The following is a 14,948-nucleotide window of genomic DNA, read 5'->3' as shown; positions in this document are numbered from 1 at the left end:
GGAGGAACATATGAAACATTACACGGAATTCACTGTAAACATAAAGCCAACTCAAGCAACTCAACTAATTTTAGAGGACACAGATTTACAATCAAATTTGATCTTTCAAGATTATAAAGCTGCTGAAGAAAAAGAAATTGTAATCCTAGTATTTCAAAAATACTTTTTTAGAAACAATAGTACAGCAACATTGACCGTTACAATTGATAACTTTAGTGGTGATACGTATGTTAAGTGTATTTCATCTGGTAATGGAGATGGAATATTCGATATTGGTTGGGGTGCAGGAAAAAGTTTTATTAAACCAATCAGACTAAAGTTGGCAGCTAATATATTGGAAATAATTGAGGATAATTAATTTAGTGTATGAGTGAAAATTACAGCACAGTTAAAACAACCTAAAGAGGTGAAAATGCATGGAGATTACAATTCGAAATGCCAATCAAGAAGACTACGAGTCATTAATACCATTATTTAGACAAGTTCACGATTTACACGTTCTTGAACGACCTGACCTATACAAAGAGAACTCTACTCCAGTAGGTGAAGAGGAATTTAATAACCAACTAAAAGATGATAAACAACATATAATTGTGGCTACCTTAGCTTCTAAAATACTTGGTGTAGCTGTTTTGAAGGAAGAGGAAATACCTGAAAACTCTTTTGTTAATGCAAGGAAAATCTTATTGCTTAATAGTTTATGTGTTGATGATGCGAGTAGGAAAAAGGGTATTGGAAGAAAACTCATGCAATATATTATTGATTTCGCGAAAGAATTGAACATTGATAGTGTTGAATTGGGAGTTTCGGAGAGTAATCAAAAAGCAATCCATTTTTATGAGTCAATTGGAATGACGACAAAAAATAGAAAAATGGAGTTTCGATTAGGTTAAGTAAAAGAGATGCCAATAACGGCATCTCTATTTTTAATTAAATCATTGCTGCTGAATATGTGGTTGCTCTTTTAAATGATCAGTCAGTTCATCTACAACAATTGCGAATTCATCGTAAGATACACATTCCAATGGGAATTCTAGTGCAACTTTATTTTGTTTGTTGTAAATGGCTACGACTTTGGAACGTCGATCAAGCATTCTTGTTTTCATGTTAGACTTTTGAATTGTGATTTTTTTAATGTCTTCTAGTAAAATTTGGGAGTGAGCGTCCTTTTCGGAATATCGGACAACATTCCCGACGATTTCGATTTTGTTTTTTAATAGTTTGGTTTTGTAGATATGATATGAAACGATTAAAACTGCAAATATAGTTGTTAAAGTGATGTATACTGGATCCTTTGTAGAGAATGCTTGATATCCTCTAAAAGCTAGTAGGACGTACCAAGTGTAGAACCATTTACTTAGTTTTGGCTTGCCTTCGTAGTATACAATTGAAGCATCTTCTTCTTTTTCATTCTCTCTTTTGTCCATAAATAGTTGTACATGTTCTTCGATTGATTTTTCATTGAATTGTCCATCTTCTAAATAAGTTCCTTCCCACATATGGACCGAGTCGTCTTCTTCCTCAAGAGCATAAGCACCTACCCAGGCCGGGATGACTTGATCATCATAGGAAACGGAAGCTAAATAATAACGGATTGGTTGGTTATATGTGTTTTCAATATCTAGATGTTTGATTAACTCGATTGTTTCAGGTACAAAATCATGTTCTTGGACGATATATAGAAACAGATGACTTTTAGCAAAATATGCTTGTTTATTCTCTTTAATAGGGAATAAGTGTTCTTTACGGATTCTAAGTATTTCCGAATAAAAATATTCTGTGGATTCTATATTTGTTGCACAGTCTAACAATAGTTCTTCTGGTACATCAATGTCTCGTTGAAGAGCGGCAATAATTGCGTTAGTTCGAATAAACGGGTCAGTAAATGACATTGCTTCTTTTATAAAAGGTGTCATTTCATCATTAAAGTAATACTCCATTAAAGATAGATAGATCGCCATAATTGAACGGATTTGTAAATAGGTTTCTTTCCATGATCCATACACAAACTTAATATCATAATCATTTTGATAAGGAAGAAATTCATCTACTTGCTTTTGGTAATCTACTAATAACAATGGTGCGATGTATTTTGTTTTGAAGCGGTCTAGATAATTTTTATCTAAACAGTATGATAACAATCGATAAAAAGTAGTTTTATATTCTTCCACTTCGAATAGTTCAGTATGTTTTTCTAATAGTTTAATAATGATGCCAGGATTGTCGTATAGCACATCTAATGGTAAGACAACTTGTTTGTTTTGGATATCTTGTTCGATTAATTCCAAGATTGCTAGTTCATGCTCTTCTCCATCAAATAAGGTTATGTATCGAAATACTTCTTCTTTAGCAGCCTTACTATATTCAGGGTAATATTTGATTAAGGCTTCTGTTAATTCAGGTATTTCGAAATGAGAGATGAATTTGATCAAGTGGTAACTAGGTTCATCCCATCCTTTAAATGATGTTGGATATGGATAAGCAGCTTCTTTTGCTAACCATTCTAGAGTTAATAAATTAAATTGTAGGTCATCGACTTCTGATAGTTCGATTAATTCAAAAATTGCATCATGGCGAATAGTGGAATCTGTTTGTTTTAATCCTTCGACGATGCGTTTCAGTTGTGATTTATAATTTGACACAATAATCCTCCGATATCTAATTGTAAGTTATACTTTCTAACAATATTTTAATTTTATTTGAAATACGGATAGATAGCCACTGTTAAATAGTAGAAAAATATACTGAGTTATAAAATAAAAGCCTGTATCATCGATTACTTGATAATCGTGAATTCAGGCTTTTTTGTGTATCAAATCATTGTTGTTGAAGTTTTAAAATTACTCCTATTTGCATCCAATACTATTTAATTTTTCCATAAATCTTGCAGTTTGAATTCTACTTTGAGCTAATCGATCATGGCGTTGTTTTCGTACTTCGCCAATAACACTTTCGAGTGAATTATCTTTTGCAACAAAAGTTCGATCACCAATGGTTGTTTTGACAGCAGCAGTAGAATTGTTTGCATAACACCTTATTTCTTTTACAATTATTTATTCTTCTATTTTCCTCATTCAACATTCAATTCACCTTTCTTATTATTGATGTCTTAGAGTACACCTTTAGGATTCTATTGATTTCTGAAGAACCGAATATTAATAGTTTAGTATAATGAAGTCTTAAATAGTGGGATTAAGATTGTCTAATTATTGGACAATCTTTTTTTATGTTTCAAAGACCTCTAATGACTAGTAAACTATTTCTATGTTCAGAAGGAGCTTGCTATTTTATCACCGTTTGGTAAGTTGACTCAGTTGCAGTTTACTGATTCGATTATTAATATGAATGCAGATAAGATTGCACAGGATATTGACTGTGAATCGTTTGTAGCGCATGGTAAGGATAATCTTTACATCCGGTTGATGAGTCGGTTCAGTTTTTTTTGGTGGCAGCAGAACCAAAAGAGTTGTATATAATTGATGGTAAGCATAATGATTTTATGTATCATGAGCATCCTGTGTTTCAGGAGTTAGTTGGTGAGCTTAAGGGATTTTTAGGGAAGAATTTGAGTTATACTAAATTGGAGACTGTAAGATAAAAGTTTATAATGATTATTTACTTTAAAGGACGCATTTTGCGTCCTTTTATTAATTTAAAAACAGTTGTAATGCTTCTTTGTTATTTTCAAAATCTAGTTCTAATACTTCACCGGCTTTACCCTTATTGAGGCACTTACCCAGTTACTTAATTAAGGGTAACCACGCCAAACTAAATTAGAAACTATTTTATATTTTTATAAATTTTGTATAAAAGTCCAATTATTACCCCTAAATATATAGATAGAGTAATAAAGAACGAGGTTATTTCATCAAAATTAAGTAAAAATAGTATTAATGATAAAAGATAAAATACAATAGGTGAAGCAATTGCAAAAATAAAAATATTTTTCATTTGAGTAACCTCTTTAATACTAATAATTGAATTTAATCATAGTTTCATCCATATCAGTACTGGTACAAAATATCCCAACTCCTATACTTCCTGTTTTAATGTCTATTGATGATGTTACACCCAAAGTAAGATGTGTATAGTGACCATAAGCATTAGCAGTTATATCATTTTTATTTCCTTTAGTTACCTCAACTGAAAGATAACCGTTGTGATTATATGGTGCCACATTAATCCCCAAATCTTTTAATTTGAATTTTTTTGCGATTCCTTTGTTATTTTTTGTGGTACTTGTTGCTCCAACTGAATGTATTCCTTTACCATCTGTGTATTTATAACTAAACTTATCGGTATTTGGAATTTTTACAGAACTTGCAGAATGGGTAATAGCAACTACATCAGTTAATTTCATATTTGGGGATTTTAGCCACGTGAACGAGTTTTTTAATAGAGTATTTCCATTACTTAATTTTGAAGAAGAAGTCGTCATTTTTAAATAACCAGTTGTTTTAGAGGAAGTACCTCGAGCTAACTTTGTTGTATTAATCTCATTAATTGCTTGAGCTTTTGAGATTTCTTCAACAGAAGGCTCGGAGTAAGGAATCTCTTGTGTTATCTTATAGTAGTTTTCATCTGTAGTTAAATTTGATCCGTATAAATCTTTGAAACCATTATATTCTTCAACTGACATACTATTAATTTCATCAGATGAAAAACCTAAATTTTGTAATTTTATGCTTTCTAAAGTATTAAATTGAACTGGACTCACTAGTTCTTCAGATAAAATATGTATTTCTTCGGTGGATTTATTTTGAATTTCCTCAGCATTAGCAAAGACATTTGAAAGTCCTCCAACAAATAAAAGTGTGCTTAATAGTAATAAAAAACTGTGTTTATATCTTCGTTTAATATTCATATTGACCTCCGTTTTTTTTTAAAATACAAAAATTTTATTTTTTAATTAAGAAATGAGAACATTTTAAAAACCGAATAGTAAATTTCCCTCCTATATTATTTTTTTAAATTTATTAGAAAACTAATTTACTAGATTAACTACCGAAACAATCACCTCTTATGAAAATATTTTATTTATGTCTTTAATTGTAGTTATCTGGAGAATATATACAGTGGAATTTTTGTGAAAGTTTTAGTAAATCTTTACATATTTTTACTAAAAAAAGTACCATAGTGAAAATTCATATAGTTTTTAGTATTAATAATATCGTTAATGGAATCATAGTTTCGTAGCGTTTATAGGCTTCCCATAGAAGCGATTGAAGTAGTAAAATCAATGAAGTGTAAAACGTTCATAATTATGACAATGAGTTATAGTAAAATTTCCCTCTTAAAAAGTTAAGCTAATTCCGTAAACGTTTACTAAAAAACTAGTAGTTACGATATAAAAAAGATTACTTCATTTAAGAAAATTTCTAATGATTTAGTAAGGACACGGAGAAAGGGGAGGTAAAATGAAAAAGTACTTAGGATTTAAGAAGTTAGGAGTAGCCATACTGACAGCAGGGATTTTATGTGGAGGAACACCTACATTTGCAGCAAGCCCAGTTCAGTATAAAATCGATTAGGCTAAAAAGGAAAATTCACAATTGAATTACATTAAAAAAGAGGGATACAAACTGGAAAAACCAGTACAGTCTGTCGTGTATTATGACACTTCTCATGTGCAAGAATCAAAGGCGAAATTAAAAGCATCTTCAGCAACTACAGCTCCAACAATTAAAACAAATGCAGTTGTTACACCAAAAGCGATAGAACCGGGAACAACAAGGGTTACTACTTACCAATATCCTGTTAGCGGAAGTCTTTATTTTGTTGAGAAAAAGAGTGGAGTTACTGCGAATTCAATATGGAACGTGAGTATGTATATCGTAGGAAAACTAGTTGGTACTGTTTACTGTTTTATTCAAGATGGATTATCACTTGCGCTAGATTCAGTTGATAAAACTGCTGGGGCGTCTGTACAAACATTTAAATCATACCGTTACACAGAAAAAAATGGCCAAGTCTACAAAACTAGTAAGAGCTGGGGAACTTACTATACAGCAGAACAAGAAGAAACATTTAAACATGCTTTAAATGCTTATCGTTCAAAAAAATACAATGAAACTAGAACTGTACACGTTGATTATGTACCATCTAAAGGATACTCTGCGATTAAAATTGCTTATTCAACTTACTACAAAAATAATAAAGCTATTTCTGATCGGGCTTGGACAAACTGGTATAAATGATACAACTATTATAAAACACCTGAATTTGTAAGCTAAATTTAACTTTTAATTTATAATGGAGATCTTTATAAAGGACAAAAACTAAAAAAGAAGGAGAGGAATAGGGGGACCCTATATCGTTCTCATAAAATGAAAAAACTAGTTATATTAATTGCTATAGTTTTAACTATCTCGATTTTCACAGCTTGTGAAAAAATAGAACCTCTAGAATCGAAACCTGTTTCTACACCAACCACTACAGAACAAACTTTTTTAACAAAGAAAAATGGTGACAATACGATGAAAGTTGAATCCGCAGATATTTTGAAGAAAAATCCATCTGATTTCCTATCAAATAGTAAAAACTTTCAAGTTGGAGCTGAAACTTATCATTCTGCTGAGGGAAGAATAGAGATTGATGTTAGAGTTTCAAAAGCAAAAACATACATGAAAAATGTCATCGTCTCAGGTCAATTACCAATTAATGCTTATGAAGTATTGTATACTCTCGATTTGTTGATTACGAACATTTAAGTGAAAAAATCTTTTTCAGATAAAGCAGTTTCTAAGGAGTTTACAATTTCTCCATCTATTAAATCTCCAGGAGGTATTTCGGCAGGTAGAAGTTTTAACTTATTCCCTGAAGAGACATTCGAAGACACAATAGCGAAATTAAATGAGATTTCTATAAAAGTAAGTTGGGTTGATAAGAAAGACAAACCTCATAATGAATATATAAAAACAATGATACAGATTAAGCGGCCTCAATAGGATGGATTACCAATTTGTATTCTTAGATACAATATATATATACAGCGATTCAGCGCGTACAAAATTAATAAAATCTTACTGGACTGAAACAATTTAAAATAGCGGAGGTTAGCATCAAATTATTCAATGCTGACCTCCGCTATTTTATTTAATAGCAAATATTGAAATACATACAAATAATAAAAAACTAAAAATAATATATAGATAATTTCGTTTAGTTTTAGGCATTATTATAAAAATAATTAAGTAACTTAAAAAAAATAAACATATTACAACTACATTCACGATACTTTCAATCATAAAACGAGTATTTAACATAAGAAAAAAAGACTGCATCCCAGATGAAATAGATAGTATTCTATAAAAAGTAAAATCTTTCTCATCCTTTAGAAAAATATTCTCATCCATAATCTTCAATTACTCCTTTTTTAGTCTAATCTACCAAAGAAAACAAAATATTTCATTACTATATTTTGAATTGATTAGAAACCTTATCTATCAAATCGATCACCTCTTTATGTACTATATAATGTTTTCAATTATAGTAATCTACGGAATGAAATTTAGTGGAATTTTTGTGAATGTTTTAGTAAAACGTTACAGATTTTTACTTTTAAAAGTACCTTTGTGAAGATTAAAAATAATATAGGAATAATGCATGTTAATAGCTCATAGTTGTTGAATTTTCATGGGGTTTCAATAGGAGTAAACTCAGCCGTAGATAAAAGTGTGAAATCGTTCACAAAAATGACACTGTATTTTAGTAAAATTTACCTTTTAAGGTGTTAAGCTAAATTCGTAAACGTTTACTAAAAAAATTAGGAGATATGATATGAAATAAAACATGTATGGGAATTACAGAAGAATAAATAGAAAAGACAATTGAGTATAATAAATAACCATTTTAGTTTATGCTATGACGTCATTTTACATTTAAGAAAATTTTCAACTGAGTTTGTAAGGGGGATATTACTATACACCCGCAAAGCACTAACCCCACCGCATTCTCTTTGACAAGCAAGGTTCATTTATAGATGCAATGGTAATTGTATTTCGATCTTGCTCATGTTAATGGTGAAGTTGATACCATAGTCTTTCACATATGGATCAATTTCACTAGCAGGGATATTAGACTCTACCAATTAAAAAAGGGGGCATTATCATGTCTTTAGTGATGAATAAAAAAACAATTTTGTATGTATTAGGAATGGCTGTATTGCTTTCAATTTTAACTATTTCTTTGCCATTTCTTGCAGCTAACTTGGGTATCTCGACTACAGTAGCTGGCAAAGTTATAACCGTTATTGATACATTTAGTACTATTACAACGATCATTAGTCTAGTTGCGATTATTGTTGGATATGGAGTTATTTCAACCGCACTTGTTATTACCGCTAAAAAAATTATTTCAAAATATGGAAAAGGTTATGCAACTACTTGGTAAAAGTAGCTAAATAGAGATATATGTTAAAAGCTATTTTAAAGTTAAAAAGTGAAGAGGTTAAAACTATTTTTAATAGCTTGTTAATAAAATCTGAAATAAATAAATTATTAGTTAAATTCATAGGGATAGTTTTACTATTCCTATGTATTTTTCTTATTATTTGTTATCCAGTTGAGCTATTGTATCTATTTAATAGATTTAATGTCTTTTTTATATCATTGGATATTAATATACTATTTTTGTTTACATTGGTGACAATGATTAGCGGGAACAAGAATATTATTTCAACCTTACAGTATGATTTCTATAAGTTTTACGGAGATAGATATTTATTTTTGTTTTTTTATTTAAAAGAGAAAATTATGGTATTTATTTGGATGATAATCGTCCTAATCTTTGTTTTTTTAAGCTACGTTTTCTCTTACATTTCTTTAACTAGTTTTTTTAGCTCACTTGTATCTATATTATTATTTATCACATTAAACATACTTTATCTTGTAAATATAAAGAATAAAAATCAAAAGAACTTTATAAAAGTTTTAAAACTCTTTTTCTTATTATTTGCATTTGGGATGTTTCTGATATTCATTTCTTTTAATTGGTCTGGCTTTGGACGTATTCCTCTATACGCAGTGATAAATATTCCATTATTTTATTTATGTGCCAATTTATTTATTTACTCGGAATTAATATATGCAAATGCTAACTACAGACAACTGTTTATGCAATTCAAATATTTAAGAGTTCCTTTTATAAAGATTTATAAGAAAACAATTTTATACAGGAATACTTTCCATTCTTTTATAGGCATGAATATTTTTATTATTCTTTTTTTAATAAATAAAGGATTTTATCATATACACATTTTAACTTTTACTGCAGTAAATGCCTTTGCTTTTTATCTTTTATTACTATTTACATATAAAATAGTAATGTATGAATCATTTAAAGGACAAAAAAATTATTTCTTTTACTTTTTTTTCATGGAATTGTTTTTTGGTTTTATTGCATTTAACATAATTTACATTGGGTGATTTTTATTAAAAAATTAAATATCTATTTTTTATGTATAATTTGCTTATTTATTCTATTTTTAATTTTAGTGGATGTACCATCTAATATAAATTCTGATTCAGTATATAAGAATGCTGCATGCAAACCAGAAAATGTGTTTAAAATATTTTCCAACAATTTAATGGCTGTTATCTTCTATATAATACCAATACTAGGAGTTGGAAAATTATTATTAGACTTATATATTACAGTGGGATCATTAAAAATCTACATTCTACAATATAATTTTGAAAATACATTATTTTTATTTCTTCCCCATTTTTTATTTGAATTATATGCTATGACAATATGGGTTTATATGTCATGGGTTTTATTCAGAGATATTTTTATAGAAAAAGAGTTAAATTATACTAATTATATTAAATTAATCTTTTTTTCTATTGTTCTTTTAATTATATCTGCAACAATTGAAGCTACTGAGAGGTGTTTTTTTTGATTGAATTAAAAAATATTGATTTTTTCTATCATGAGGAAAACTATATCTTTAAAGATTTTAGTTTAACCCTATTTGATAATAAAAAATACTGGTTACAAGGTAAAAACGGATCAGGAAAAACTACACTATTAAATATTATATTGGGAATAAACAAGGTCAATGAAGGTAATTGCTACTTAAATTACAATAAAAGTAAAACCCTTTTTGTTCCATCAACCCCGTTTTACGAACCTTATATGCTTTTAGAAGATTTTCTACTTTTTTACCTTAATAAGATGTTGAAAATTCCAAATCAATTCATCAATCTTGACGAATTAATAAAACTACTTGGACTAGAGAGTAACCGACACACTTCTTGCAAGGACTTATCTAAAGGAACTAAGCAAAAAATAATCATATCAGCTTTATTTACTGATTATCCTTGGGAATATTTGTTCGTGGATGAACCTTTTGAGCATTTAGACATGGCTACTTGCGAACTGGTAAAGGAAAGAATTTTCAATGGCGAAACTTTTGTGTTTATTATAAATCACAAAGAACAATTATTAAGTAATATATATGACATTAAGAGATTAGTATTATGAATTCAAAACGAATATTTTTTATGAACTTTTCTCTATTATTTGGGATCATTTTTCTATTATTTATAGAAATAAAGAACTTTTATAAAATTCAGTGGTCACAAACAAATATAATAATAGCTATATTTGCTATATTATTTGTCATGCTAATATTAATTCTTTTTATTAATATTTTGTTTAACTTTATTTTAGACAGATTTACATCATATAATTTAGATTATAAAAAAAATCAAGAAAAAGTTTTAAATACTATTTTCTTAGTTAATGAAATATTATTTTTAATAACGTATCTTTTATTACTATTTAATAATCAATTATTCTTTACCTTACAAGATTATAAATATATTACACCTATTATTTTTTCATTATTATTTTCTGTTCTATTGGGATTAAAAATTAAAGATATAATATATTTCAACGTAGGGATAATTTCGGCAAATATTTTTCTTTTGATTTCCCAGAAACTTTTCCTATTTATAATCAAATCTTTTTAATTGATTCATTAATATGGTTGATATTATGTCAAAAGTGGATAAATTTTGATCAAAGATGTAAATTATGAAAAATTCTTTTGATTAAGAGAATAATTTGAGTAAATAACTTAATAGTAGTTCTAATCAAAGCTGAAAGTACTGATTAATCAGTACTTTTTTATTTTATAGAAGAGATAAAATGTGTAGTGAAATTACAAAAATGAGATTGAATATTGTAGGAAGCATTATTCAAAGAATTAAAGTCTTGTTCCATAGTCATATGATGTGAAAATGTTCACAATAATGACAATGAGTATTAGTAAATTTTACCTTTTATAATGTTAAGATAGTTTTGTAAACGTTTACTAAAAAAATAGGAGATCTATTTAAGTAAAAAACATGAATAGCAGAAAAATATTATTTATTATTTTATTATTTATTGTCTCAATCTTTCTACTAGTTTTATTGACAGGTCAAATAATGTTTTTTTAAAAGAAAAGTAAATCATACCCAGCTAATGTAGTTATACCAATATCAAATACATTTCTTCCTATTAACGGGTCATATAGTCTTGGAGTAGGAGAAGAAACACCACTGAATTTTACCTATATTTATTCAAGTGATAAGAAAGACTTTTTTACTAAAATTGATTCAATCATGTTAAGTAATGAAAATGAAAATTCTATTAGTATTGAAAGCTTTGAAGTTAATGGAAGAGCTAAGATTGGAAAGTATCATGTGAAAAATTTGGTGCTTAATATTGTCGGTAAGTTTGAAGGAAAAACAGCAATAAGGGAAATAACCATATTAACTAAGAGTGGTTTGAAAAAATATGATGTCGGAGCATTAGGAATAAATGTAATTAAAGATACTTCGGATAAGCCGCTGGAAGTAGGTAACAATTATCCTATTATTAGAGGTGAAGAAAATAATTACATCTATAGTTTACAAAATAACAGTAACAATAAAATTGTAATAAACAAATTTGATTCGGAACTAAATGGTAAACAAGTATTAAATATTAAACCATTTGTTATTGATGCAAATAAACAAAAAGATGAAGAATTTCCTATTAAATTTGATTTTCAAAAATCACCTTATGCAGTCACGGTGATAAGGCCATCAATACATTATTCAGATGGAAACAAACAAAGAGTTTTACTTCCACCACCAACATGGTATGGCTTGGGAATTAAAGAAGAACAAATAGAAAAGACTATTGAGTATAATAATTAACTAATATAGTTCAGGTTAAATAGATTAAATATCGTTACATATTTGCCAAGTATATGATTAAGCAAAATGGACTCAAGGAAGAGTTTTTTAGATTAATAATAAAGGATATTAATAACACTTTACTTTAGATCTAAGAGATGTTGCTCCAGAAAATAGCGTGTTAAACGGCTGATATCTGATATATTGGTTTATCAAAAAAGTATTAGGAGTTGAGAAAATGAAAAAATTAATCTTTCATGGTGCAACTAATATTGAAATTGAAAAACAGAAATTATCATTAATGACTAGAGTTCATGTAAAAAACTTACTTCCACATCATGGAGAATTAGTTATTCATGATGATGGAATTGAGTTTAAAGATTGGAAAGTTATTAAATGGCACAATATTATTGATTTGAAATTAGAAAATGATAGAATAGTTAGTTCAAATTCATTCATGACTCAATCTAGACTTTTCTTCTTAGAATCAGCGAAACCGATAAAGATGTCATTAATAAATGATGAAATTATTTACTTTTACGTTAATTGGAATTTTGTTACAGGATTAAGTGATAACAATCACATAATGAAATTAATTAAAGATAAATCTATTAATAGATCCCTGCATTCGAATAAAAGTTAAAGGTGACAATTTTCTATGAATTATTTGTTGGAAATTAAAAGCGTAACTATTATAACAATAGCTGCAACGATATTAGGTTCCATTATTCCCATGAAATCCCATGCTGAAGAGATTTCGAAATCAATAAACGAAAAAACTATTAATCAAGTAAGTACACAATCTAGTTTAACAGCACCGTCTATTATTCAAGGTAGAGTGGTAAATACTAAGTATACTCAGATGCCTATGCCTGCAGTTGAAGCATATTCTAATGAAGATGGTACAGAGACAGGATATTTAGATATTTCTTGGGAGCCAATTGAGGGGGTTACAAAGTATCAAATTATATTATTTAACGGTTCTGTGCACTCCAACTGGGATGTTCCTGCAGACGAAACAACATGGACAACTAAAGACAAAGGAATGTTTCCTACCTCTGAACAAAGTACTTATACTTTAACACCTTCAATAGCTTTATCAGGGATTAGTTTTTCTGTATCACCGGCTAAAAAGTTTTCATTTCATCCGGATACCCACGCTAGCATAACTTGGTGATCACTATGAAAAAAACATTTTTCATATATATTTATAATTTGGCCATTTGGATAGCTTGGTTAGTTTACTATTTTATGTATTTTAAAAATTCAATGCTTCATGTTAGTCCTTGGGGAATGCATAATTTTGAAAATATTACTCTACAAATTGCATTGATATTCCTACCTTTAATCGGCTTTATATCAGCATTTTTAACAAGTAATAAAATTATCTGTATTATTATTTTAATTATAAATTTATATATTGTTTATTTTATATCATTTTCATTATTCATTAGTTGGTTACATTACTTCAAGTTGTTATAGGTATCTACTTTGAGAGGTAGAAATTGTTTGTTAAAGTCCAGTTGTTAACATTAATACAATTTATATTTAAAAAGAGCCTACCCGGTTGGGATTAGGCTCTTTTTGTGGACGGGCATTCGCATAGGGGCTGACTTAGACAGAACCCTTCAATTTTGTTTACAATTGAATAAACATTGAAAGATTTATAAAAATTATAAACAGAAGTAAAAATAATAAAACATATCTAAAAGTTATTTTAGAACATATATCGATAAGCTTTGGTTTACCACTATTAGCCCAGTATATTGCATATATCATTAATAAAATAAGAATAATTTTTAACAATATTATCACTTCATTTCTACTGTTTTTCTGTCCAATAAGGTCCAGGCCATGTCCAATTTAGAATTATGCCACGACTATGTTCTGAATTTCTGTAGCCTTCATCATTAACAAAATTATAATAGTATGCAACATTTAAACCACATAAGGCTGCACTAATCCCAACGCTAAAATATCCTGCAATTACTGCAATACCAGTTGAACCATTTGCTACCCTAGTACTATCTCTAATGAATAATAGATTTGTAATGTCTGAATTTATAGTTTAAAAAATAACTGAAGCAATAAAGGAGCGCTAGTAGATAGAGTACGAAATATGATACCTCAGTTTTGGGGAGCCATACACCCTTAGGTTGACATACCGAAATGGTAGGACATCACTCTAACTATTTTTGTTGCATATAAACAAATAGACTTATTTTTTAGGATAAGAAAGGTTTAAATATATCACTACCTGTTTGTCCAATCTAAATCTCTCTTATCCACATACTTTATATCATACGAATTAAGGGGGTGATATAATGTTTCGTATTGTTGATTATCAAGCAACAGAACCAATTCGCATGGTTAACAATGATAAACCAATTGCTATTCCTCATTCTCCGAAACGTATTGTACTAGCATCTATCGATATAAAAATACCTTGTAGAAATGCATGTAAAAATCATGTGGAATTAATTGCGACAGTAGGTGTTCAAGGGTTAATTGAAACATCACAAATTTTATTTAAAATCTTTCGTGATGGTAAAGAAATCTTTAGAGCTCAAAATGGAATTGAATCTGATCCTACATCAGAGGTTAATTATATTGTGACATTCCAAGCTATTGATAAGAATGTAGGAGAGGGAAGACATCGTTATCAAGTAACAGCTGAGAATATTACAAGTGGCACAGAAGCAGCTGTTGTAGGACCAATCTCGTTTAGTGGTTTAGCAGTAGGTCGTGATGACTGTGATGATTAAAGTTTCAAGGCAA

At 28.8% G+C, this 14,948-nt stretch carries 13 protein-coding genes; 11 read left to right on the top strand and 2 right to left on the bottom strand.

What is annotated here, in order from left to right; all coding sequences use genetic code 11:
* Positions 1-10 precede the first annotated feature (10 nt).
* Entirely contained in the window at positions 11-358 is a 348-nt protein-coding gene (locus AB1282_RS23965; protein WP_056475975.1) for a DUF6054 family protein, read from the top strand.
* Positions 359-416: 58 nt separating this feature from the next.
* Positions 417-893, top strand: a complete 477-nt coding sequence (locus AB1282_RS23960; RefSeq protein WP_056475972.1) for a GNAT family N-acetyltransferase — start codon at positions 417-419, stop codon at positions 891-893.
* A 42-nt stretch (positions 894-935) separates the two neighbouring features.
* On the opposite strand, the gene AB1282_RS23955 is transcribed toward AB1282_RS23960, so the two are convergent.
* Entirely contained in the window at positions 936-2,642 is a 1,707-nt protein-coding gene (locus AB1282_RS23955) for a hypothetical protein (protein WP_429900781.1), read from the bottom strand.
* Positions 2,643-3,970: 1,328 nt separating this feature from the next.
* On the bottom strand, positions 3,971-4,864 hold the full coding sequence (locus tag AB1282_RS23950; protein WP_429900779.1) for a hypothetical protein: 894 nt from the start codon (positions 4,862-4,864) through the stop codon (positions 3,971-3,973).
* Between the two features lie 688 nt (positions 4,865-5,552).
* Between AB1282_RS23950 and AB1282_RS23945 the strand changes: the two genes are divergently transcribed.
* From AB1282_RS23945 to AB1282_RS23905, 9 genes are all read left to right on the top strand, one after another.
* On the top strand, positions 5,553-6,197 hold the full coding sequence (locus tag AB1282_RS23945) for a hypothetical protein (protein WP_429900777.1): 645 nt from the start codon (positions 5,553-5,555) through the stop codon (positions 6,195-6,197).
* A 129-nt stretch (positions 6,198-6,326) separates the two neighbouring features.
* Positions 6,327-6,710 (top strand): hypothetical protein, encoded by a 384-nt coding sequence (locus AB1282_RS23940; protein ID WP_429900775.1) that lies wholly within the window; start codon positions 6,327-6,329, stop codon positions 6,708-6,710.
* Positions 6,711-6,947: a hypothetical protein gene (locus AB1282_RS23935; protein WP_429900773.1), complete on the top strand. Its 237-nt coding sequence runs from the start codon at positions 6,711-6,713 to the stop codon at positions 6,945-6,947.
* A 1,162-nt stretch (positions 6,948-8,109) separates the two neighbouring features.
* Positions 8,110-8,391, top strand: a complete 282-nt coding sequence (locus tag AB1282_RS23930) for an uberolysin/carnocyclin family circular bacteriocin (protein ID WP_429900771.1) — start codon at positions 8,110-8,112, stop codon at positions 8,389-8,391.
* Positions 8,392-9,897: 1,506 nt separating this feature from the next.
* Positions 9,898-10,485 carry an ATP-binding cassette domain-containing protein gene (locus AB1282_RS23925; protein ID WP_429900769.1) on the top strand — a complete coding sequence of 196 codons (588 nt, stop codon included), beginning with the start codon at positions 9,898-9,900 and terminating at the stop codon, positions 10,483-10,485.
* Positions 10,486-11,612: 1,127 nt separating this feature from the next.
* Complete coding sequence (locus tag AB1282_RS23920) at positions 11,613-12,191, top strand: hypothetical protein (RefSeq protein ID WP_429900767.1); 579 nt, start codon at positions 11,613-11,615, stop codon at positions 12,189-12,191.
* A gap of 217 nt (positions 12,192-12,408) precedes the next feature.
* Positions 12,409-12,813: a hypothetical protein gene (locus AB1282_RS23915; RefSeq protein ID WP_429900765.1), complete on the top strand. Its 405-nt coding sequence runs from the start codon at positions 12,409-12,411 to the stop codon at positions 12,811-12,813.
* A 15-nt stretch (positions 12,814-12,828) separates the two neighbouring features.
* Positions 12,829-13,347, top strand: a complete 519-nt coding sequence (locus AB1282_RS23910; protein WP_429900763.1) for a hypothetical protein — start codon at positions 12,829-12,831, stop codon at positions 13,345-13,347.
* A 1,147-nt stretch (positions 13,348-14,494) separates the two neighbouring features.
* Complete coding sequence (locus AB1282_RS23905; protein ID WP_390312496.1) at positions 14,495-14,935, top strand: exosporium protein C; 441 nt, start codon at positions 14,495-14,497, stop codon at positions 14,933-14,935.
* The last annotated feature ends 13 nt before the right edge of the window (positions 14,936-14,948 follow it).

Source organism: Gottfriedia sp. S16(2024) (genome assembly GCF_050473765.1).
GTDB lineage: Bacteria > Bacillota > Bacilli > Bacillales > Bacillaceae_G > Gottfriedia.
This window is presented reverse-complemented; position numbering and strand designations above follow the sequence as displayed.

Bases quoted from the DNA above. Each gene is read 5' to 3' on its own strand.
- AB1282_RS23965 (WP_056475975.1), top strand. From the start codon at position 11: ATGAAACATTACACGGAATTCACTGTAAACATAAAGCCAACTCAAGCA.
- AB1282_RS23930 (WP_429900771.1), top strand. From the start codon at position 8,110: ATGTCTTTAGTGATGAATAAAAAAACAATTTTGTATGTATTAGGAATG.
- AB1282_RS23950 (WP_429900779.1), bottom strand. From the start codon at position 4,864: ATGAATATTAAACGAAGATATAAACACAGTTTTTTATTACTATTAAGC.
- AB1282_RS23910 (WP_429900763.1), top strand. From the start codon at position 12,829: ATGAATTATTTGTTGGAAATTAAAAGCGTAACTATTATAACAATAGCT.
- AB1282_RS23940 (WP_429900775.1), top strand. From the start codon at position 6,327: ATGAAAAAACTAGTTATATTAATTGCTATAGTTTTAACTATCTCGATT.
- AB1282_RS23905 (WP_390312496.1), top strand. From the start codon at position 14,495: ATGTTTCGTATTGTTGATTATCAAGCAACAGAACCAATTCGCATGGTT.
- AB1282_RS23915 (WP_429900765.1), top strand. From the start codon at position 12,409: ATGAAAAAATTAATCTTTCATGGTGCAACTAATATTGAAATTGAAAAA.
- AB1282_RS23960 (WP_056475972.1), top strand. From the start codon at position 417: ATGGAGATTACAATTCGAAATGCCAATCAAGAAGACTACGAGTCATTA.
- AB1282_RS23920 (WP_429900767.1), top strand. From the start codon at position 11,613: ATGTTAAGTAATGAAAATGAAAATTCTATTAGTATTGAAAGCTTTGAA.